Raw genomic sequence first — 21387 nt, forward strand, 5'->3', positions numbered from 1 at the left:
AACACCGCTCACCGAGCGTGGCGCTCATCAAGTGGGGTCAGAGCTGAGTGACGTCCAGCTCCCCGTCCGCGTACTGCTTGCGCAGCACCTTCTTGTCGAACTTGCCGACGCTGGTCTTCGGGACCGCGGAGATCACCGTCCAGCGCTCGGGCAGCTGCCACTTGGCGACCTTCTCGGCGAGGAACGCGCGCAGCGTCTCGAAGTCGGCGCTCGCCCCCTCCTTCAGCACGACAGTGGCGAGCGGGCGCTCGCCCCACTTGTCGTCGGGGACGGCCACGACAGCCGCCTCGGCAACCTCTGGGTGCGACATCAACGCGTTCTCCAGGTCGACGCTGGAGATCCACTCCCCGCCGGACTTGATGACGTCCTTGGCGCGGTCGGTGAGGGTGAGGTAGCCATCGGGGCTGATCGTGCCGACGTCACCCGTCTTCAGCCAGCCGTCCTCGCTGAACTTGTCGTCGGGGCGCAGCGGTTCGCCGTCCGAGCCGCCGCCTCCGTAGTAGGCGCCCGCGATCCAGTTGCCGCGGACCTCCAGCTCGCCCGCGGACTCTCCGTCCCAGGGCAGGTGCTCGCCACCGGGGCCGCTCAGCCGCGCCTCGACTCCCGCCGGGAAGCGGCCCTGCGTGAGCCGGTACGCGAACTCCTCGTCGCTGCCCGGCTCGACCCCGGCCGGTGGCCGCGAGACCGTACCGAGCGGCGACGTCTCGGTCATGCCCCAGGCGTGACAGACGCGCATGCCCAGGTCGTCGAACGCCTTCATGAGGGAGGGCGGGCAGGCCGAGCCGCCGATGGTGACCTGGGTGAGCGTGGAGACGTCGCGCGGTCTGGCGGTGAGCTCGGCGAGCAGGCCCTGCCAGATGGTGGGGACGGCGGCGGCGTGCGTGGGACGCTCGGACTCGATCATCTCGGCGAGCGGCGCGGGCTGCAGAAAACGGTCCGGCATCAGCATGTTCACGCCGGTCATGAACGTGGCGTGCGGCAGCCCCCAGGCGTTCACATGGAACTGCGGGACGACGACGAGCGAGGTGTCGGAGTCGGTCAGCCCCATGGACTGCGTCATGTTCACCTGCATGGAGTGCAGGTAGATCGAACGGTGCGAGTAGACGACACCCTTCGGGTCCCCCGTGGTGCCGGATGTGTAGCACATGGCCGCTGCCCGGTACTCGTCCAGCTCCGGCCAGTCGTACGTGGTCGGCTTCCCGGCGATGAGCTCCTCGTACTCGTGGACCTGTGGGCGAACGCCTTCGAGCACCGAGCGGTCGCCCGGCCCGGAGACCACGATGTGCTCGACCGTCGTCAGGCCGGGCAGCAGGGGCGCGAGCAGCGGGAGCAGCGAACCGTTGACGATGATCACGCGATCGGCCGCGTGGTGCACGATCCACGTCAGCTGCTCGGCCGGCAGGCGGAGGTTGAGCGTGTGCAGCACCGCGCCCATGGCGGGGACGGCGAAGTAGGCCTCGACGTGCTCCGCGTTGTTCCACATCAGCGTCGCCACACGGTCGTCGTCCCGGATGCCCAGGTCGTCTCCGAGCGCGTGCGCGAGCTGGGCCACCCGGGCTCCCACCTCGGCGAACGTACGGCGGTGCGGCTCGCTCTCGCCCGTCCATGTGGTGATCCGCGAGGTGCCGTGGACACGCACCCCGTGATTCAGCAGGCGGGTCACAGTCAGCGGTACGTCCTGCATCGTGCTCAGCACGGCGTCCTCCCGGTGGGCGCTACGGAGCAGTAGGGTTCCGCCGATTCTCACCGCATACCACTCGGTATGTCACTAGTCCCGGGAATGATCGATCACCGCGCGGCCCGACCGGTCGCCCAGCTCAGCTGCGCGCGGGGACCAGTTCGGGGTCCTCACGGAGCTTGCCGAGCGCCCGCGAGACCGCGCTCTTCACGGTGCCGATGGAGACCCCGAGCACCTCGGCCGTCTGGGCCTCGCTCAGATCCTCGTAGTACCGCAGCACGACCATCGCCCGCTGGCGGGCCGGCAGCTTCGTGATGGCGCGCCACATCGCGTCGTGCAGCGCCTGCTGCTCGGCCGGGTCCCCGACCGCCGGCGCCACCGGCTCCGGCAACTCGTCGCAGACGAACTCGTCGACCTTGCGCTTGCGCCACTGCGAGGTCCGCGTATTCAGCAAGGCCCTGCGCACGTAACCGTCCAGCGCCCGGTGATCCTCGATCCGGTCCCACGCGACATACGTCTTCGTGAGCGCCGTCTGCAGAAGGTCCTCGGCATCGCACGGGTTCGCGGTCAGCGACCGAGCGGTGCGCAGCAGCACGGGCTGGCGCGCCCGTACGTACGAAGCGAACGACGGGTACGCCGGATGCGCGGACGACGCGGAGCGCGCCGGGTTTGCCGGGTGCACCGGGCGCGTCCCCGCGGGGGTACGCGACGCCGGCTCCGATGCGCTGGTGCAGACAGGCGCCAGGATTGCGGTCATGGCTCCACGCTACGAGCGCCCCCTACTCCTGCGGATCGGCCGGAGGTCCCGAAGCCGCGTCCGCCTCAGGTTGTACACGGGGTGCTGACCCCACCTCCTGAAGGTGGAGGAACGGGTGACGATCCCTGAGGGTCCGGCCCCGAGTTCGGACGCGGGAGCGGTGCTGAATACAGCCCCGGAGGCGGTGCCGAGTCAGGCTCGGGGGCGGTGCTGAGTCCGGCTCGCGGTCGGCCCGAGCGGGCCCTGAGTCATCTGATGCGCGCCACCGGGGCGTGCACCAGGTTCCGGTCGACCACCAGGGTGCGACCACCGTGCCGCTCCTTCTTGTTTCCCGCGTACTGGTGGATCCTGCGCTGCGGGCGCCAGGCATCTCGCCCGAGCACGGGCTCCCGGTACAGATGGGGCTTGGTGTGCCAGCGCGCGAACCACATCACCGACGGCAGATCCCGCACCCCCGCCCGCCGCGCCATCTCCATGTGCCGCACCCCCGAGTCGGCGCTGCTGTAGAAACCGGGGACATAACCATGGCGTCGCACCTCCCTGTCCCACGCCCGCACGAACGCCAACGTCCTGCCCGCGCACCCGCGCTTCCGATACCGGTAGGCCTCCATGTCGAGATAGAGGGGGCTGCGCCGCTGGATGCCGAGCGCCCCGGCCCGGCGCACCGCGTCCCGCGCCTCCCGCACCCCCTGTCGCCACGGGTGCCGCCCGATGCGCACCCCCTTCTTGGTCCGGGCCCCGACGCAGGGCGATTGCGACCCCACGTACACCGGCAGCACCCGCCACCCCATGCGGGTCACTCTCCGCGCCCACCCCCGGCTCAGCGCGGGCTGGTGCTTGCAGGCCCGGCCCCGGCCTCCGTAGTAGACGCCCACCGCCCGGTAGCGGGACGCCCTCCACCGCCACATGGTGTCCAGGGACGGCGTCCTGCAGACGTCGAACGCCCAGCCGTGGAAGGTACGCACCGCGGAGCCCCAGGGCGCGGAGCCCGCCGACGCGCCCGCTCCGGCCGCCGGCAGGGCGCCTAACCCCAGCACGAGCACCACAAGTCCAATGATCATCTTTTGCCGGTACATGGACCGAGTGAAGGATGCGCTGCCGCGCGTGGGCCGCGGACACGCTCCCCGTTCAGCCGTCCGCCCCCAGAATCAGACCCGATGTGGGGACCCCGGTGCCCGCGGTGACCAGAGCCGTGGCCGCGCCGGATATCTGGTTCACCGCAGTGCCCCGCAGCTGCCGCACTCCCTCCGCTATCCCGTTCATCCCGTGCAGGTACGCCTCGCCCAGCTGTCCGCCATGCGTGTTGAGCGGCAACCGCTCCTCGGCGACGAAGCCGGCCGCCTCACCGGGAGCGCAGAACCCGAATTCCTCCAGCTGCATCAGCACGAACGGCGTGAAGTGGTCGTACAGGATCCCGACATCTATGTCACCGGGCCCGATCCCAGCCGTCCGCCACAACTGTCGAGCCACCACGCTCATCTCGGGGAGCCCGGTCAGACCGTCCCGGTAGAAGCTCGTCATCTGCTCCTGCCCACGGCCCGCGCCCTGCGCCGCCGCAGCGATCACGGTGGGCGAGTGCCGCAGATCGCGGGCCCGCTCGACGCTGGTGACGACGATCGCCTGCCCGCCGTCCGTCTCCTGACAGCAGTCGAGCAGTCGCAGGGGTTCGACGATCCAGCGTGATGCCGCATGCTCGGCAAGAGTGATGGGCTTGCCATGGAAGTACGCGGCCGGGTTCGTCGCCGCGTACTTGCGGTCCACCACCGCGACATGCCCGAACGCCTCGGGAGTCAGCCCGTACGCATGCAGATAGCGCTGCGCCGCCATCGCCACCCACGACGCCGGGGTGAGCAGCCCGAACGGCAGGTTCCAGCCGAGCGCCGCGCCCTCCGCCGACGGCTCCCGGTGCTGCACCCCCGAGCCGAACCGTCTGCCCGACCGCTCGTTGAACGCCCGGTAGCAGACGACCACTTCGGCCACCCCGCTCGCCACCGCCAGGGCCGCCTGCTGCACCGTGCCGCAGGCCGCGCCGCCTCCGTAGTGCACTCGCGAGAAGAAGGAGAGCTCTCCCATCCCCGCCGCCTGCGCCACGGTGATCTCCGGGTTGGTGTCCATGGTGAAGGTGACCAGGCCGTCGACGTCGCCGGGGGACAGGCCCGCGTCGTCGAGCGCTGTGTGCACCGCCTCCACCGCGAGCTGCAGCTCGCTGCGCCCCGAATCCTTGGAGAACTCCGTGGCCCCGATACCGACGATCGCCGCCTTGCCGCCGAGCCGGTCCCTGGTGTGCACGCTCATGACGGGCTCCCCTCGGCCCGGGGCACGGTGACGGTCACGGTGCCGGTGACATGACTGCCCAGGCCGTTCTTCCCGACGACCTTCACCTCAGCCGTGTCGCCGCCGCCCCCACCCACGACGTCGGTGACCGTGCCGGTCAACACCATCGTGTCACCGGGGTAGTTGGGTGCACCGAGCCGTATCGCGACCCTTCTCAGTACGGCCGTCGGGCCGAAGTGGTCGGTGATGTAGCGGCCCACCAGCCCGTTCGTCGTAAGGATGTTCATGAAGACGTCGGGAGAGCCCTTCTGGCGGGCCAACTCCGCGTCGTGGTGCACGTCCTGGTAGTCACGGGAGGCGATCGCACCGGCCACGATCAGGGTCCGGGTGACCGGGATCTCCAGCGGCGGCAGCTCCGCACCCGCCTTCAGCAGTACTTCGCTCCCGCTGCTCATACGGGTTCTCCTTCCGCCCGCTCGACGTCTGTACCTGTGCCTGTGGCTGTACCTGCGCCCGTGCGCGTGCTGGCACCTGTCCCTGCGCCCGTGCCGGTGACCGCTCCCGTACCGGTACCCCTGCCCGTACCCGATCCCGTACCTGCGCCTGCACCCGTGCCCGCGCCTCCCCCTATGGCCGCGTCGGCCTCCGAGAGGATCAACCCGCCGAGTTCTTCCAGGACTTCGCTGCCGCCGCCGAGGTACCCGTCGAGTTGCCGTCCCCACAGGAAGTGCCGGTGCACCGGATGGTCCAGGTCGGCGCCCATTCCGCCGTGCAGATGCTGCCCCGTGTGCACGACGCGCCGGCCGCCTTCGGACGCCCACCAGGACGCGGTCAGCGCATGGCTCCGGTACGCGAGTCCCTCGTCCCGCCGCCAGGCCGCCTCGTACGCGGTGACACGGATGGCCTCGACGTCCATATGGGCTTCCGCGGCCCGGAGTTGGACCCCCTGTTTGGCGGCGAGAGGCCGACCGAACTGCTCCCGCTGGTTCGTGTACTCCACCGCTCTGGCCAGGGAGCCCGCGCACACCCCTGCCTGAAGTCCGGCGAATGCGGTCCGGGCCGTCGCCCGCACGTCCTCGTACGCCTCCGGGACGCCGACCCGCTCCGCCGCCGCACCGTCGAGCACGAGCCGCCCGGCCGACCAGGGCGCGGTGAGCTCGACCGGCTCACAGTGCACGTCGACCGCCCGCACCATCCACAGGCTGTGGGCAACCTCTTCGGTGTCGCCCCGCACGGCCACCAGTACGTGTGTCGCCTCCCGCAGCCAGGGCACCCATGGCACCGCGCCGGTCAGCCGGGCCCGCCCCGAACCGTCGGGCCCGCTCACCACGATCCCACCGCGCCCCGGAAAGGCCCCGGTCGCCACAGCCGATCCGTCCCGCAGGCCCGGAAGCAGCCGCTCCCGCTGCTCGGTGCTGCCGTGCGCGCCCACGGTGAGCAGCCCGTACACACAGCTCGCCGCGAACGGGACCTGTGCCGTCGTCCTGCCCTGCTCCTCCAGCATCAGCACGAGCCCGAGCAGCCCTGTCTCCTCCACGGCGCCGGCGAGTCCGGCATCGGCCAGTGCCTTCCACAGCTCGCTGTCCGTGCCGTTACCGAGGCTCGCGAGCCGCTCCGGTGTGGAGAGGTCGCCGAAGATCTGCGCGGCCAGTTCCTGAGCCGCCGCCTGCTCCGGAGTGGGGGTGAAGTCCATGTCACGCCTCACCTCCCTCAAGGGCCCGGAACACGGGAAGCTCCAACTCCGCGTCCGCTCGCATGAATTCGAGCCGGACCGGCATTCCGATGCGCACCTTGTCGGGGGCCACCCCGACGACATTGCTGACGATGCGCACGCCTTCCGCCAGCTCGATCAGGCCCACCGCGTACGGCGGGTCGAACGCCGGGAAGGGCGGGTGGTGCATGACGACGTAACTGAAGACCGTGCCTTCCCCGCCCGCCCGGACCGTGTCCCACTGCCGGCCGCCGCACGCATTGCACCCCGGCAGCCAAGGGAAGCGCAGCGTCTCGCAGCCGCGGCAGCGCTGGATGAGCAGCCGGTGCTCCGTGACGCCCTCCCAGAACCCGGCGTTGTCCCGGTTCACGACTGGGCGCGGGCGGAGCTTCTTCGATGCGTCGGGTGCCCCGCCTGCTCCGCTACGACCCGCACCACGGGCTGCAGGTGCGTACTTCAGAATGCGGAACCGGAGAGTCCCGGCGAGCTCCCTGCCCGCCCGGACATCCATGCGGGTCGTGACGAAGTGCCCCGTGCCGAGCTTCGTCGTCTTCAGCGGCGACACCGACTCGATCACCGCGTCGAAGCTGATCGCGTCCCCGGGTCGCAGCGGCCGCAGGTACTCCTGCTCACAATCGGTGGCGACGACCGAGGTGTACCCCGCGCCGTCAAGCAGCGCGAGCAGGTCGTCGTAAGCTCCCGCGCGCCCCGCGTACCCGGACAGGCCCGCCATCGTCCACGCCTGCAGCATGGTGGGCGGCGCTATGGCGTCCGGCCCCTCGTACGCCGGGTTGGTGTCGCCCATCGCCTCGCACCAGTGCCGGATCATGGGCGCGTTGACCGGGTCCCTGCCCTCGCCCGTCGTGGCCGCGGCACGCCCCTCGAAGGCCTTCAGGCCCGCATACTCAAGAGCTTCCTGGCCTGCTTGCGTCACCACGCTCACCGCCTGCCCCGCTTCATCCCGAGCCGCATCGTGGCCACGATCTCTCGCTGCACCTCGCTCACCCCGCCGCCGAACGTGTTGATCTGTGCCGCCCGATTCATCCGCTCCAACTCCCCGTCTCCCACCGCGGAATCACCGCCCCCCGCTCCGAACGCCCCGGGCGATCCCCTCCGCAGCCACCCGGTCTCTCCCGCGATCTGCTGACATATCTGGTACACCTCGACCGCCGATTCGGTTCCCGCGAACTTCACGCCCGCGGCGTCGCCGGGGGCCAGTCGGCCAGCCCCGACATCCCCCACCAAACGCCAGTTGAGCAGGCGCGTTGCCGCCAGCCGGGCATGCGCCTCGGCCAACCCGGATCGGACCCACGGAGCGTCAACCCGACGCTCGCCTGTCACCCGATCGGGCAAGCGGGCGGCGGCGAGAACCCGGGTGTAGAAGTCCTCGGCCTGCATCCCGATCGCGGCGAGCGCCACCCGCTCGTGATTGAGCTGGTTGGTGATCAGCCCCCAGCCGCCGTTCTCCTCGCCGACCAGATGCGATCCGGGAACGCGGATCCCGTCGTAATACGTGGCCGTCGTGGTCAGCCCGCCGACCGTCTCGATCGGCGTCCACGAGAAGCCCGGCGCATCGGTCGGCACGAGAATGATCGAGATGCCCTGATGCTTGGCGGCCTCGGGGTCGGTGCGGCAGGCGAGCCAGATCCAGTCGGCGTTCTGCGCGTTCGACGTGAAGACCTTCTGCCCGTCGACCAGCCAGTCGCCACTGACGTCGTCCCGCACGGCCCGCGTCCGCAGCGACGCGAGATCGGTCCCGGCCGACGGCTCGCTGTAGCCGATCGCGAAGACCACGTCACCGCTGAGGATCCGGGGCAGGAAGTAGGCCTTCTGCTCCTCGGTGCCGTATCTCATCAACGTGGGGCCGACCGTGTTCAGCGTGACCATGGAGATCGGTGCGCCCGCGCGGTACGCCTCGTCGAAGAACACGAACTGCTCGTCGGGGCCGCGCCCCTGTCCGCCGTACGCCACAGGCCAGCCGAGCCCCAGCAGCCCCTCTGCCCCCAAGGCCCGCAGTACCCGGCGCTGCTCGTCGACGTCGTCCGCCGCGGGCGGCCCGCCCGGCATCAACGTACGGAACGCTGCACGCAGTTGGACTCGGAGCTCACGCTGGCGCTCGGTGGGGGCGAGGTGCACGGCGGCGGCCCTCCCGGACCTCGTACGGACAAGGTTTTCTGACTGTCCGTCAGATAACTACGCGTGTCAAGAGATCGACCGAGCCGCCCGGCCTCCGCGAAAACGACCACCCGGAAGCTCCCGTACGACGACGCACGCATGAAGACGCCCGCACGAAAACGCCTGCGCGGCGGTGCCGAAGCACCGCCGCGCAGACTGTCACGCCCCCCGCGGAAGACCCCTGCCGAGCAGAGGCCGCGACGTCACCAGAGCTCGTTGAAGTTCACGACGAGGTTCTGGTTCGACTGGTCGATCGCCGTGAATGCGGAGCCGTTCACCTGGGCCGTGTTGTTCTGGTTCGAGGCTCCGTTGCCGACTGCCTGCTGCTGGGTGGTGGACGAGTTGCCGTTGTTGTTGTGTCCTACCCCGCTGCCACCGACCGTCGCCACCCCCGCGTTCGATCCGTTGTCCGCGAACGAGCCGTTGTCGGCGATCGCCACTCCGGAGAACAGGGCCGCCGCGAGGGGCAGGGCGGCGACGGCGGCGATGACGCGGGCGCTACGGATGGAAGCCATGTCTTTTCCTCCAGAAGGAAGTCCACCGGGAGTACGGACGGATGTCCGGCACCCGGGGAAGTTCGGGTTGCTCCAAGGCAGTTGGCCGACCGCCCTGGCGATGTTGTCGACGTCGCGACTCCAGAGTTGCCCACCGAATCCCTGGCGAACCACCCCGGAAGCCGCTTATCGCCCGCAAGCGTGATGACTTGTCGATAAACCCGCTCACGCCCATAAGCTCCCGGATCACCTCGAACACGCCGCCCCCCGGGCGATCACGGCCCAGCCCCCAGAGGCGACGAAGCGTTTCGGCACATTTTTGGTAAATAGGCACCCCGTACGGCCCACCCCCCTTCCCTATTTCGAACACCCGTACGAAAATGGATCCATGGCCACCACCGACCGGCAGCCCGCGCCCTCCGCCCCCACCACCTCCCTGGCGACCCTGGCCCTCGCGCACGCCCTCTCCGCCGCCACGCGCGGGCTCGCCGTCATCCCGCTCTCGCGCACCAAGCTCCCGGCTCTGCCGTCACCGCACCGCGACGATCCCCCGTGGACTCCGCGCTGCCACGGCGAATGCGGGCTCCCCGGCCACGGTGTGTACGACGCGACGACCGACCCGCGCCGCGTCCGCGCCCTGTTCGCCGCCGCGCCCAGGGCCACCGGGTACGGGATCGCGTGCGGCCTTCCGCCGCACCACCTCATCGGCGTCGACCTGGACACCAAGACCGGCACGGATTCCTCCGCTTCACTACGTGAGCTGGCCTTACGGCATCTGTTCACGATCCCCGACACCGTGGTCGTGGCCACGCCGAGCGGCGGGCGGCACGTGTGGCTGTCCGGCCCGCCGGACGTCGTGGTGCCCAACTCCGCAGGCCGACTCGCCCCCGGCATCGACATCCGCGGGGCCGGCGGCTACCTGGTGGGGCCCGGCTCCCGCACCGAGCACGGCGTCTACGCCACGGTCCCCGGCACGGCCCACCTGACACCCGCCCCCTGCCCGCCGGCGCTCCTACGGCTGCTCACGCCCCCGCCACGCCCGCAACGCCATCCCGACCCCTCCCGCGCCGGACAACACGGCCTGGGCCTCACCCAGTTCGTCCTCGGCGCCCATCAAGGACAGCGCAACACCCGCCTCTTCTGGGCAGCCTGCCGCGCCTACGAAAGCGGCCTGGGAGACACCCTCACCGACGCCCTGGTGGACGCGGCGGTGCGCACGGGCCTGACGGAACGGGAGGCCCGCTCAACCATCGCCTCGGCAGCGCGGCTGACATCGGGACCATAGAAAATGCCCCCCATACAAGAGGCGCCCCACGCGCGCCCGGTCGGCCGAGGAGCCACGGGGGACCGCGACCACCACCGCACAGGACAACGCTGAAGGCCTCCGACCGAACTTCCTGGTCAGAGGCCTTCAACCTGCGCGGTGGGTGTGGGATTTGAACCCACGGTGACTCTCGCCACGACGGTTTTCAAGAGCGTCAAGCAAACCGAACGAACGCCCTGGTCAGGGGCGCTTTCGCCTCTCCTACAAGGTCCCCTGGCCCACAGATGGCCCACGGACCCCGAAAAGGCGCCCTTCCCGTCACCTCTTGCGGGGCGTCATCTGTTCCGGTGTCGCCACGCAACGGAACCCTGTGTCGTCGTCGTGCATCGTGTCGTTGGCGTCATTGGGGACGGAGGGAACGCCTCGGAACAGAGGGCTCGTGAAGGCACTGCCGCGGAGCTCGTACCGTCCCGGCCTGGTCGGCGTCGCAAGCCATTCCCACACGTTGCCGACCATGTCGTAGACCCCGTACGGCGAGACACCGCTGTGGTACCGAGAGACGGATGTCGTGACCTCGACACCGGTCTCCCTGACGTTGCACTTCGCAGCAGTCTTCTGATCTCCCCATGGGAAGGCGCGGCCCGAAGTACCACGCGCCGCCTTCTCCCACTGGTCGGCCGCAGGGAGTGACTTGCCCGCCCACGTCGCGTACGCGCAAGCATCACGCCAAGTCACGTGCACTACGGGGTGGTCATACAGTTCCCGCGGGCACCGTCCGTTTGCCCAGTGCTCGGGCACCGGGTGTCGAGTGGCCGCGCAGAAGCGCGCGTAATCGGCGTTGGTGGTCGGGAAGGTGTCGATGTGAAAGTCGTCCACCCACACGGGTTCATCGTCTTCCCCTGCTAGGAAGATCCCCTCCGGAACGTGCGCCATGAGCTTGCCGTCACCGGGATGCTTCACGTACTCGCCGCTGCTCGTCTGCTCGTCGCCGGGTTCGATGACCGCTTGTGTGGGGATGTCATCCGCCGCAAGGATGCCGACGAACCGGCCCTGAGCGTCCTGGTCAGCCTTGGCGAGCAGAGTGTCCAGGGCCGCTTGGTTCACCATGCGCAGAGTGGCTTGCTCGCCGTCCGCCTCCCATCGAGAGACGATGCGGTCGGACACCCCGAGCTTTTCGGCGAACTCCATGAGGCTCATGCGTACGGCTTCACGCAGTGCCTTAACTTCACGTCCGGTCCATTTCGTAACGAGTGGCATGGGCTACCTCTGTCGTGGATCGCCGCCCCTGGTCGGGGGCGGCGGACACATGCGTCTACAGGCGATCGCCGGGAATTCCGGCGTAGCCGACACGCAGCGCTTCAAGCACGGGGTGGTCCTGCGGGAACTGCACGTCATCGAGCGCGCTTACGGAGCGCACGCCGATCGTCGTGTTCGTGGCAAATGCAGCCGCCATGTTCGGGACATCTACGAGCCGCACCGGGGCAGTGACCTGCTTGGGGGAGTCAAGGCTTTGGAGCAGGAGCATCGTCGTGCCTGGGAGCACGGGGGCATCCGGCCAGATGACCGTTCCGTCCCTGTCCACGAAACCTAGGTTCCATGTGCCGCCCTCGGAGATGCGGCCATCCGGTTCCACGAACGCCGCATCGTCGAATCCGGCGAGCTGAGCATCACGCCGAATACGGAGCTGAGAGTGGAGGCCAATGTGCTTCACCTCTGCGCTGTCGCGCGTGAAGGTAAAAGACTTGGCTTTGAGCGGCGGAGGGGACAACGCACCTGCCGGCCGCAGGTTCACGAGAACGTGTGGGTCCTTAGCTTCACTAGGACGCCCCATATCGATCGCAGGGTCAAAGATGGTGACGCGGAGGCCAGCAACACCAGTGACGCCGTCGGCTGCTTTGCGGATATAGCTCAGGGTCCGTTCGCGGTCCAGGTCGACACCGAAGACGATGCGGCAGTCCCGTACCAAGCGGTCCAGATGAAGCGAGAGGCCCCGAATCGTGCCGTCCTCCATGCGCATGGAGGTGAAGTGCCCGTAGTTCGTAAGGGCAAGGCTCTGGAGTTCGTCGAGAGTGGCGGGTTTTCCGTTCAGTTCAGCCATGCGGATCAGTCTCGCAGTGACTGACGGCCCGCCAACACCCTTCCAAGCGGCGAAAGTTCGGATTAGTTCGGTACAGGGGCGGCAAGAGTACGTACTCGCGGAGCGCTCACCGGGACACGCTTAGAGCATGAACACGAACGCAGCACCGCGAGAGACGCTAAGCGTCGGGCTTCCCCTCGGTGGGACCCACGGCCACCTCAAGCTGCTTGATGCGCTCAACAAGGCCGGCCAGTTCGGCCGAGACACGCGCAACTTCGGCTTGCAGGTCGGTCAGACGCCGAGCCGACTCGCGGGGCGTCTGCTCGCCGGGGGCGGCGTCACGCACGTAGGTGCCACTCCCAGTAACGCCCTCCACCAGCCCCTCTTCCCGGAGCTGAGCGTAGGCGCCCTGGACGGTCATCAGCGATACGCCGAGCTTTTTCGCGTAGGCGCGACCGCCGGGAAGGCGATCTCCAGGGCCGAACGTCCCCGCGGCGATCTCGTCTCGGATCCTGGCGGCGATCTCGCGGGCGTTGGGCTTCCTCTTCGTCTGTGAGTCCACCCCGAAAGCGTACTTGACCTAGGTCGCTCGGATTCGGAGCGCGGAACACTTGACGACCCGTAAGCGACCTAGGTAGCTTTCTCATCAACGGCAAGCGACCTAGGTCGCTTCGCCTCAGAAAGCCAAAGAACCTGCTCCAAAGCTCTTGGCGAGTCCCGTGCGGACGGGAGCCCTGATCTGGGGTTACCGCACTCGTCAGAAGTGACTGTGGCGCCCTCTGAGGGCGTCTTGAGAACTCAACAGCGTGCGGACCTAGCTACCTGATCACGGGTGGTCGATGGGTCCTGAGAGAGTCCCGCCCCTCTGCAAGTGGGCGGGCGCGTACGGGTTCTGTCCCGTGCGCGGAACAGCACATCTCGACCTACCGCGGCTCGACCGCGGCCGGTTGCCTCCGCTGCTCGTCTCGTACGAGCAGCGTGAGGGGAGCCGGAACGTCTGGCCCCGGAGGGGAGCACGTCATGTCGTTCAACGCTGGCGACAAGGTGCGGATCGTTTCCTGCGCGGATGACCCCCGCGCGGCCGGCAGGACCGGCCGGATCGTCGACGAGGTTCCGCCGGGCGCCCTGACGGGCGGTCGCTGGACCGTCGGCCACATCGGTCTGCTGATCGCCCCGGTGCTGTGCAGCACGGCCGAGCTGCAGAAGCTCTGAACCACTCCTCGCGGTCGCACTCGCTGACCGCATCGCCGCACTACAGCGGCATCTCATCAACGGCGCGCGGCTCCCGGGGTGCCTCCCGGGAGCCGCTGTTGGGCCGTTGCCTACTGCTAGGGAGACACGACCCATGAAGCTCATCGTTCCTGTTCAGGATGCTGTTACCGCGTTCGCTGAGGATCTGGAGCCCACGGCCGCGGAGCTGGACGCCATCGAGCTTGAGGCGCCGCTCATTTCCGCGGAGCTGGAGTTGCTGGACGTGCAGATCGCGCTGTTGGACCGGCCGGTTACGCCGCTGGACGAGCGCCGGCGGCGCCGCGCGGCGAACAAGGTGATGGCCGAGCGGGCCGCGCTCGCCAACCGCGGCACCGCGGCTCGGGAGGGTGACGCCGCATGATCCGTCTCACCACTACGGCCCGCATCAAGCAGCTTGAGCACGACGCCCGCGCGGCTTACGAGCACGCCCGGCAGACCAGCGGAGCGGCGAACGAGGCGTTCGGCCAGCACGTCCGCGAGCTGTTCGCCGCCACCGACCGTGCGGAGCGGGCGGAGACGGCCACATCCGAGGTGGCCACGCTCCTGGCCGGCGCGGTGGCCGAGCTGGCCGCAGCGCAGGAAGACCTCCTCCTGAAGGACATCGCGATCCGGCTTCTCCGTGAGGAGCTGGAGCGCGGCCCGGCCGAGGGGGACTCGCTCACGGTCCTGCTCCACTACGGCAAGCCCCACACGGTCTACCGCTCCCGCGAGGACGCGTGTGCCGATACCGCCGTGCACGGGGTCGCGCCGGATGCGGTGTGGGTGCCTTCTGGTGAACGCCCGGCGGCCGCGTGCAAGTGGCGCGTTGAGGCGTTCATCTACGACGCCGGATCGAATGGGTTCCGTCGGGCGTTCATGCCCGCTCCGGAGCCGGTTGGGGGTGTGGCGTGAACAGTGTTCAGACGCGTTCAGCCGAGCGCGCCCTGTCCGGTGGCACGTGGTTGATCGTGTGTGGGGCGATGCTCTTTTCGATCCTCACCGTCACCCCGCTCATGGCAGACCACACTGCACCGGCGTGGGCATGGACGGCGCCGATCCTGCCCCTTGTGGTGGACGCGGCGGTGGTCATCGTGGTCAAGCTCGATGACGTGCTGTCCCGTCTGGGCGGGCACGGTGGACGCTGGCCGATCGTGCTCCGGTGGATGACCGGACTCATGACCCTGGCTCTCAACACCGCCGACTCCGCGCTGAAGAAAGACCTGGTCGGCGTCGCGGTGCACTCGGTGGCGCCGCTGCTGCTGATCGTCACCGCGGAAGCCAGCCTGGCCTACCGGCGGGCCATCGCCGCGGCGGTGGCGGCGCAGGAAGTCGAGCGGAAAGCCGAGCGTGTACGGCGCGAGCAGGAGGCCCGGGAGCGCGAGGAGCGGGGCCGTGCGGACGCCCGGGAGGAGCGCGAGCACGCCGCGGCACTGACCCGTGAACAGCGCGAGCACGAAGCCTCCCTGGCCCGTGAACAGGCCGAGCGGGAAGACCGGCGGGCCCGCGAGGAACGCGAGTCCCAAGAGCGCGCGGCAGCGGCCGAGCGGGAGATCCGTGAACGCCGTGAACGCGAGCGTGAACACCGTGAACAAGAACGCGAACGTCTTGAACACGAGGCCCGGGAGCGGGCCGCGGACGAGCAGCGCGAGCGGGCCGCGGAGGCCGAGCGTGAACAGCGTGAACACACCGAGCGCGTGACCCGTGAACGCGACGCCCTACTTGAGCGCGGGCCCGCAGAGGAGAAGCTGCCCGAGGAGGAAGCGCGTCGGATCGTGGCTGCCGCGTATGCGGCGGCGCTGCCGGTGCGGCAGGCCGCGGAGCTGTGCGGCTGGTCGGTCGGCTGGGTTTCTACCCGCTACGCCGACCACCGCGACCCCAGCCACACCGGGGCTGAACTCGCCATCGCGAGCCAGTGATGGGCACCCTGCCCGTCTACCGGTGGCGCCTCGCCCCGGACGGCTTGGCGACGGTGCGGCAACTGCGCGCCCTGGGCCTGCGCCCCGGCGGGCAGGACGTCGCCGCGCAGCTCGAACGCCCCCGCCGCCGGCGGGGCCCGCTGGTCGCCTACCTCTACCGCATCGACGACGCCAAGCCGGTACGTCCGATGACCCCCGGCAAGTGGGCGGCGCTGGCCAAGGCCAACACCGCCCGCCGGATCTGCCCGGAGTGCGGGCACGACGTCGGCTACGTCATCCCGCCCTCGCTGGGCATGTGCGGCGCCTGCGCCGCCTCCGAGGAACAGCGCGCCGCCTGACATCCCCTCTCTGATCTGGGAGTTCGTCTCATGGCACAGAGTCCGAATCGGCGCCGGATCACCAGCGCCGCCCTCATCGCCGCCGCGGGTGCGGTGGCGGTTTCGATCGGTGTGCGGCTGCACTCCTACGGTGTGCCGCTCGCTCTGATCACCCCGTGCGTGCTCACGGTGCTCTCCTCCGCGCTGTGGCTGCTGGTCCACGTGGAAGAGACGTGGTCCAGCACGCTGCACCGCTGCACGGTCAAGGGCTGCACCTTCCAGGTCCGCGTACAGCACGTGGACGCCGCGGAGAACCGCCGCTGGCAGGAAGTCGCCGCCGCGCACCCCGCCCACCCCACCGCCTGACCAGCACAGTTCCCGCTCATGCGCAGGGCCCGAACGCCTCCCTTGGACCGGTGCGTTCGGGCCCTGCTCCTCCCCATAAGGAGTGCCTCAAGCATGACCGACACGAGCACAGAAGCGGTAGTGGCCCCCGCCACCCCGCCCGCCCCCGCGCCTGCACAGGCGGTGGACAAGACCGAGAAGACTCCCGAGGTGGAGCACACGCCCGGTGGCTGGCCGGTGGTGCCGCTGGCGTTCACCGGGGCGAATACGACCGTGAGCATGGTCGCCGCCGCCGGTATCGCGGGCGGCCCGATCGCCGCGGCGGTGGCCGCGACCGGCGCCGCGGTACTGGGCACCGTCGCCTCCTACCGCAACCGCAACCCCCGCCCCAAGCAGGCCGCCCGCCGCGACGCCGCCCGCACCGCAGGCCGCAACACCGCGGCCCGCAACCGCGCCGGCGGCCTGAACACCGCGGGCCGTCGCTCCGCTGGTGGCGGTGGCCGTGTGCCTGGGCAGAAGCGAGGCACGGGCGGGCAGGGGCGCGCGGGGGCGGGCAAGCATCGCTCCCCGGTCTCCCTGAACAAGTCGGCCGGCCACAAGACCAGCCGTGGCCTGGGCGGCGGCAAGCTGGGGAAGGCCTCGCAGGTCAAGGCGCTGCGGTCCGGGCAGAAGACGGGCGACGCAACGCGCGGCCAGAAGCGGGCGCAGACCACCGCGGCCCGCCGCGCGGTCGCCGACGCCCGCCGCAACACCCCCAAGCCCAACAAACCCCAGACCACCCCGCCCAAGACGAAGCCGGGCACCCCGCCGGGGACACCAGCCCGGTCGGGCGGGTTCGCCGGCCGGATGCTCAAGGGCGCCGCCCGTAAGGCCCGCGCGATGACGGCCGCGGCGATCGCGAAGCACCGCGCCCGCCGCGATGCCAAGACCGGCACGGCCGTTGCCGGGCAGCGCGCCAACGTGCGTAAGGCACCCGCCCGGCAGGCCGCCAGGAAGGCACTGCGCCGGTCCGCGGCCCGCTTCCACGGGCGCCGCACGCTGGCCGCCCTGCTCGCCCTCCCGTTCGGCCTGTTGGGGCTGCTGACCAGCCCCATCGGCCGCAAGTTGGGCCTGCCCTGGCTCGTCCACCCCGGCCGGCGCCTGTACCGGCGCCTCACCGCGGCGGCCCGTGAGCAGCGGGCCGAGCGCGATGAGGCGATCCGCGAGGAGCAGGCCGACGCGGAGGCCGCGGCGGACGAGGAGGCCGCCCAGGACGTCACCGACGGGCTCGGGGACCAGGTGCAGCGCCCGACCGAGATCGTCCCCGACACCACGAACACCGACAACACATCGACGAGCAGTGAAGGAGCGCACGTGTCTGGGTTCCAGTTCGAAGAGCACGCGGCCGAGATGGAGCAGGCCGCACAGGCCTACGACCCCGAGGACGCCATGGAGATCCTGACCATGGTCGAAAGCCTCCCCGCCGCGCTGACCAGCGTGGCGAACGTGATGAAGACCCTCGCCGAGCGCTCCGACAGTGAGTTTCCGCTGGAGAAGGAGGTCGCGGACGGCTTCAACGACATCTTCGGCGCCCTGATGAGCGCCGTCGCCGTCGCCGAGGACATGGGGCCGCTGTTCCGGCAGGCCCACGAGCACGACATCGCCCGCCATGAGGACCCGCGCAACGGGCCGGAAGCTGAGAAGGGCTGGAACGTCTGAGATGAGTGCCGCCGCTACCGCCAAGAACAAGCAGGCGCACAGTGGCCCGGTGCTGGACTGGAGCGCCGGTCACGGACCCGTGACCGGCGCCCTGTCCGCCACCACCGGAGCCCTCGCCGTCGCCACCACCGGCGCCGCCCTGTCCATGCCGCCCACGTGGGCGCTGGCGGTCGGTGGCGCCGGCGCCCTCGGTCACACCGTCGCCGGTCTGCGGGTACGTAATGCGGGCCGCACCCTCGCCTTCAAGGCCGCTTCCTGGCTGGTCGGCGCGGGGTGGACCACGTGGGCCATGGCATCCGGGCCGCTGTCCTGGGCCGCGCTCGGCTCGCTGGCCACCATCGGCGTCGGTATCGGTGCCGGCGCCCGCTCGGTCGCCCTGTATGAGGAGGCCCGCGAGGACGAGGCGATCGCCGCCGAACAGCGGCAGATCGCCACGGAGCTGACCGCGGAGCGCCGGGCGATCGCCGCGGCGTGGGTGGAGCGGATCGGGAGGATCTGCAACGTCACCGTGCGCGTGCTCGCGGTCGAGATGTGGGAGTCCGGCAACGGCTACTCCCTCGACCTCGAACCCTCCGGCGGCGTCACCTACGACCGCCTCGCCCAGCACGGGCCGCAGTTGTCGGCCGATGCGAAGCTGCCGCACGGCTGCACCGCATCCTTCGGCCCCGGCATCGACCAGGGCCGCGCCATCCTGGACGTGACCAGCCGCAACGTCCTCTCCGAAGCCCGCGCCTACCCCGAGGACTACGGCCCGCTCTCCGTCCACACCGGCATCCCCTGGGGTTTCCGGACCAACGGCGACGACGTGCCCGCCTACCTGCGTGAACAGTGCGCCCTGGTCGTCGGGCCGACGGGTTCGGGCAAGACGAACATGCTGCACACCATCCTGGCCGGGTTCGCCCGCGCCGAGGACGTGCTGACGTGGGTGATCGACCTGAACGCCGGATCGGCCGGCTTGCCCTGGGTCCTGCCCGCCCTCAACGGCGAGTTGACCCAGGACAGCGGCAAGCCGGTACGCCCCGGCGTCGACTGGCTCGCCGGCACCTACGAGGAAGCCCTGAAGCTGCTCGATGCGGCGATCGCCATCGGGCTGCACCGCAAGCGCGCCTACCAAAAGCTCATGGCGCAGCACGACACGGATCTGCTGCCGATCAGCGCGCAGATTCCGCAGATCATGCTGGTCATCGATGAGGGCGCGGAAATCCTGGTCTCCACCGACCGGCGGATGAAGGAACTCGCCAAGCGGATCTACGAGTTCATTCGCATGCAGCGCGCCATGGGCGGACGTACCGTCATCACCGCGCTCGGGGCCACCGGCAGCGTGCTGGGCAACCTGCTCATCCGCCGCGAAGCCAAGGTCCGCGTCGCCCTGACCGGCGGCGAGACGGAGGGCATGGACCTCTCCAAGATGTTCCCCGGCCGCCGCGGCCTGCGGGTGGACCAGGCCCCGTTCAAGGGCGCCGGATTCATGGGCACCCCCGAATCACCGGGAGCACTGTTCAAGGCGTGGCGGATCAAGCCCTCCCAGATCCGTGACATCACGGTGGCCACCTCCGAGCGGCACCCGCGCCTGGACGACGTGTCCATTAAGGCGGCCGGCGCCGACTACGCGCGGCGCTGGGATGCGGAGCGCACCGCTTGGATGCGCGACCTCGGACCGCAGAGCAACATCGGCCCCGGACCGGCCGCGGGGGCGAGCGGGGAGGGTGGGTTGAACCTGTCCGCCCACCGCGAGCAGCGGGCCGCAAAGGGGTCGGAGGACGAGTTGCTGCGCCGCTTCCGCGAGGAGATCGACGCCCAGTTCGGCACCGCCCCCGACCCGGACGCACCGCCGGCCGCATCGGGGCTGAACCTGTCCGCGCTGCAAGGCGAGGCCGAGCAGGACAGCCCCGCACAGCGGGCCGCGCTCGCCGCGCTGCTCGCCGCGGGACCGGAGGGAACCGGCGCATCCGCGATCGCACGCGCGCTTGCCGACGAGTGCGGCACGACCCGTCAGACGGTCGTCGGCTGGCTCAAGACGTGGGCCGAGGACGGCACCGCGGTGCGTGTCGGGGAGGGCACCAAAGCCCGCTACGTCCACCGCGACCACACCCCCGAACCGCCCGCGTCCGAGTAGCGCTTGTCGCTTGTCGCACGCTCCATACGAACAAGCCGTCCCGGCTTGTCGTGAGGGGCCGAAAACGGGTTGTGACCTGGGAGGCGACAAGCGACAAGACAAGCGACAAGACAAGCGGGACGACAAGACAAGCGACAAGCCAGACGACAAGCCATCGGCGGGCAGCACCCCCACTCCGGGTGCTGCCCGCCGGCCGTCTTTGGGAGGCCCCACGTGATCCTCACCCTGTCCGCCGTCGCCCTCTTCGGGCTCCTGACCTTCCTGCTCCTGCGCGGCCGCTCCGTCGGCCCGCTCGCCGCACTCGCGGTGTTCCTCTTCGGCTTCTTCACCGCCGACACCGGCGCCGCCGACGCCATCCGCGCCGTGCTCTCCGCGCTCGCCAACGCCGCCGACAACCTCTCCTGACACGACCGCCCGGAGGCCCCGCCCATGACCGAGTACGAGCAGCCAGCCACGGCGTGGTCGCCGCGGATGAGCGACGCCGCCGCCAACGCCGAAGCACGCCGCATCATCGACGACGTCTACCGCCCCGCCCGCCCGGTGCCGCCCGTCCCGACCAGCTTTCGCGACGAGACCCCCGCGCCCGCGATCGGGGACGCCGTTCCGGTCCACCAGGACGACCGTCGGATCGTGCCTGCCTGGGCCGCCGGCGCCGCGGTCGCCTCCATCGGCATCGGCGCCGGCACCACCGGGGTTGGCTGCGGGGTCTGGCTCGTGCTGAAGGGATTCGCCTCCATGTCCGTGACCGGCGTCGTCTGCATGGGCGTGCTCTTCTCCGGAGCGGCGTTCTTCGTGCTGTCCATCGGCGCCGCCTTCTCCCGCGCCAAGCGCTCCGTGTCCAAGCACGTCTACACCGGCCCGGTCACCAAGAACACGCACGTCACCACCCACTCCCGCGGGCTCTCCCGCACGAACAACACCTTCCACGGCTGAGCAGAGGAGCACCCCTATGGACAGCAAGCCCGTGGACCCGGTCCAGCACCCGCAGGATGCCGCCGAGTCGCTGCGCAAGTTCAACCACGCCACCTACGCCACCACCCACAACCCCCGCCCGCTCCCGTATCCGGGCGAGGCCTACCGCGCCATCGCGGCGTACACCGCGCTCGCCTACCGCATGCCCCAGGGCTTCGAGCACATCGGCAACGCCCTGGACACCCTCGCGGAAGCCGGCCACCTCACCGCCGACCACGGCGACGTCGACCACCACGTCAACGCCGCCATCGCCGCCCTGAACGAGGCCGACGAGCTGGCCCGTTCCCTGGCCGCCGTCCTGGAACGCGCGCACAGCGCGACCGGCGTACTCGGCTACAGCGGCCCCCAGTAGCTACGCCAAGG

At 70.1% G+C, this 21387-nt stretch carries 23 protein-coding genes and 1 pseudogene; 12 read left to right on the forward strand and 12 right to left on the reverse strand.

Features of this window, described 5'->3' with window-relative positions; all coding sequences use genetic code 11:
- Window positions 1-37 precede the first annotated feature (37 nt).
- The 9 genes and pseudogenes from ACIREE_RS18350 to ACIREE_RS18390 form a co-directional block, all read right to left on the reverse strand.
- The gene (locus tag ACIREE_RS18350) at window positions 38-1684 is read right to left on the reverse strand and encodes a long-chain fatty acid--CoA ligase (protein WP_404153311.1); all 1647 of its coding nucleotides are present in this window, start codon (window positions 1682-1684) and stop codon (window positions 38-40) included.
- 133 nt (window positions 1685-1817) lie between these two features.
- A complete protein-coding gene (locus ACIREE_RS18355) occupies window positions 1818-2426 on the reverse strand; it encodes a SigE family RNA polymerase sigma factor (RefSeq protein WP_404153313.1) in 609 nt (202 codons plus the stop codon).
- A 257-nt stretch (window positions 2427-2683) separates the two neighbouring features.
- Complete coding sequence (locus ACIREE_RS18360; RefSeq protein WP_404152664.1) at window positions 2684-3496, reverse strand: DUF1906 domain-containing protein; 813 nt, start codon at window positions 3494-3496, stop codon at window positions 2684-2686.
- 67 nt (window positions 3497-3563) lie between these two features.
- Window positions 3564-4730 (reverse strand): lipid-transfer protein, encoded by a 1167-nt coding sequence (locus ACIREE_RS18365; RefSeq protein ID WP_404152667.1) that lies wholly within the window; start codon window positions 4728-4730, stop codon window positions 3564-3566.
- Window positions 4727-5140 (reverse strand): MaoC/PaaZ C-terminal domain-containing protein, encoded by a 414-nt coding sequence (locus tag ACIREE_RS18370; protein ID WP_404153316.1) that lies wholly within the window; start codon window positions 5138-5140, stop codon window positions 4727-4729. Before ACIREE_RS18370 ends, ACIREE_RS18365 begins: the two co-directional genes overlap by 4 nt.
- Before the next feature lie 212 nt (window positions 5141-5352).
- Window positions 5353-6402, reverse strand: a pseudogene (locus ACIREE_RS18375) (acyl-CoA dehydrogenase family protein); the annotation flags it as partial.
- A 1-nt stretch (window position 6403) separates the two neighbouring features.
- On the reverse strand, window positions 6404-7357 hold the full coding sequence (locus ACIREE_RS18380; RefSeq protein ID WP_404152670.1) for a bifunctional MaoC family dehydratase N-terminal/OB-fold nucleic acid binding domain-containing protein: 954 nt from the start codon (window positions 7355-7357) through the stop codon (window positions 6404-6406).
- 2 nt (window positions 7358-7359) lie between these two features.
- Entirely contained in the window at window positions 7360-8556 is a 1197-nt protein-coding gene (locus ACIREE_RS18385) for an acyl-CoA dehydrogenase family protein (RefSeq protein WP_404152673.1), read from the reverse strand.
- A gap of 242 nt (window positions 8557-8798) precedes the next feature.
- Window positions 8799-9110 carry a hypothetical protein gene (locus ACIREE_RS18390; protein WP_404152675.1) on the reverse strand — a complete coding sequence of 104 codons (312 nt, stop codon included), beginning with the start codon at window positions 9108-9110 and terminating at the stop codon, window positions 8799-8801.
- Window positions 9111-9477: 367 nt separating this feature from the next.
- Between ACIREE_RS18390 and ACIREE_RS18395 the strand changes: the two genes are divergently transcribed.
- On the forward strand, window positions 9478-10374 hold the full coding sequence (locus ACIREE_RS18395) for a bifunctional DNA primase/polymerase (protein WP_404152677.1): 897 nt from the start codon (window positions 9478-9480) through the stop codon (window positions 10372-10374).
- A gap of 297 nt (window positions 10375-10671) precedes the next feature.
- Here the strand turns inward: ACIREE_RS18395 and ACIREE_RS18400 are convergent, their stop codons facing one another.
- From ACIREE_RS18400 to ACIREE_RS18410, 3 genes are all read right to left on the reverse strand, one after another.
- Window positions 10672-11610, reverse strand: a complete 939-nt coding sequence (locus tag ACIREE_RS18400) for an SUMF1/EgtB/PvdO family nonheme iron enzyme (RefSeq protein WP_404152679.1) — start codon at window positions 11608-11610, stop codon at window positions 10672-10674.
- Between the two features lie 55 nt (window positions 11611-11665).
- Window positions 11666-12451, reverse strand: coding sequence for an aminotransferase class IV family protein (locus ACIREE_RS18405; RefSeq protein WP_404152681.1), 786 nt, complete (start codon window positions 12449-12451; stop codon window positions 11666-11668).
- 157 nt (window positions 12452-12608) lie between these two features.
- A complete protein-coding gene (locus ACIREE_RS18410; protein ID WP_404152685.1) occupies window positions 12609-12992 on the reverse strand; it encodes a GntR family transcriptional regulator in 384 nt (127 codons plus the stop codon).
- A 458-nt stretch (window positions 12993-13450) separates the two neighbouring features.
- Here ACIREE_RS18410 and ACIREE_RS18415 point away from each other — a divergent pair, with 458 nt between their 5' ends.
- The 11 genes from ACIREE_RS18415 to ACIREE_RS18465 all read left to right on the forward strand — a co-directional run bounded on the left by ACIREE_RS18415 (window position 13451) and on the right by ACIREE_RS18465 (window position 21376).
- On the forward strand, window positions 13451-13642 hold the full coding sequence (locus ACIREE_RS18415) for a hypothetical protein (protein ID WP_404152688.1): 192 nt from the start codon (window positions 13451-13453) through the stop codon (window positions 13640-13642).
- A 133-nt stretch (window positions 13643-13775) separates the two neighbouring features.
- Window positions 13776-14042: a DUF6284 family protein gene (locus tag ACIREE_RS18420; RefSeq protein WP_404152691.1), complete on the forward strand. Its 267-nt coding sequence runs from the start codon at window positions 13776-13778 to the stop codon at window positions 14040-14042.
- Window positions 14039-14572 carry a hypothetical protein gene (locus tag ACIREE_RS18425; protein ID WP_404152693.1) on the forward strand — a complete coding sequence of 178 codons (534 nt, stop codon included), beginning with the start codon at window positions 14039-14041 and terminating at the stop codon, window positions 14570-14572. The genes ACIREE_RS18420 and ACIREE_RS18425 overlap by 4 nt, the downstream gene beginning before the upstream one ends.
- Complete coding sequence (locus tag ACIREE_RS18430; protein ID WP_404152696.1) at window positions 14569-15576, forward strand: DUF2637 domain-containing protein; 1008 nt, start codon at window positions 14569-14571, stop codon at window positions 15574-15576. Before ACIREE_RS18425 ends, ACIREE_RS18430 begins: the two co-directional genes overlap by 4 nt.
- The gene (locus ACIREE_RS18435) at window positions 15576-15914 is read left to right on the forward strand and encodes an RRQRL motif-containing zinc-binding protein (RefSeq protein ID WP_404152699.1); all 339 of its coding nucleotides are present in this window, start codon (window positions 15576-15578) and stop codon (window positions 15912-15914) included. Before ACIREE_RS18430 ends, ACIREE_RS18435 begins: the two co-directional genes overlap by 1 nt.
- 30 nt (window positions 15915-15944) lie before the next feature.
- Window positions 15945-16259, forward strand: coding sequence for a hypothetical protein (locus tag ACIREE_RS18440; protein ID WP_404152701.1), 315 nt, complete (start codon window positions 15945-15947; stop codon window positions 16257-16259).
- A 93-nt stretch (window positions 16260-16352) separates the two neighbouring features.
- On the forward strand, window positions 16353-17936 hold the full coding sequence (locus tag ACIREE_RS18445) for a hypothetical protein (protein WP_404152704.1): 1584 nt from the start codon (window positions 16353-16355) through the stop codon (window positions 17934-17936).
- A gap of 1 nt (window position 17937) precedes the next feature.
- The gene (locus ACIREE_RS18450) at window positions 17938-20052 is read left to right on the forward strand and encodes a hypothetical protein (RefSeq protein WP_404152707.1); all 2115 of its coding nucleotides are present in this window, start codon (window positions 17938-17940) and stop codon (window positions 20050-20052) included.
- Window positions 20053-20265: 213 nt separating this feature from the next.
- Window positions 20266-20457, forward strand: a complete 192-nt coding sequence (locus ACIREE_RS18455; protein WP_404152709.1) for a hypothetical protein — start codon at window positions 20266-20268, stop codon at window positions 20455-20457.
- A gap of 24 nt (window positions 20458-20481) precedes the next feature.
- A complete protein-coding gene (locus ACIREE_RS18460) occupies window positions 20482-20985 on the forward strand; it encodes a hypothetical protein (protein ID WP_404152712.1) in 504 nt (167 codons plus the stop codon).
- Between the two features lie 16 nt (window positions 20986-21001).
- Entirely contained in the window at window positions 21002-21376 is a 375-nt protein-coding gene (locus ACIREE_RS18465; protein WP_404152715.1) for a hypothetical protein, read from the forward strand.
- Window positions 21377-21387 lie beyond the last annotated feature (11 nt).

The organism is Streptomyces sp. NPDC102467 (assembly GCF_044765445.1).
In the GTDB taxonomy this organism is placed as follows: domain Bacteria; phylum Actinomycetota; class Actinomycetes; order Streptomycetales; family Streptomycetaceae; genus Streptomyces.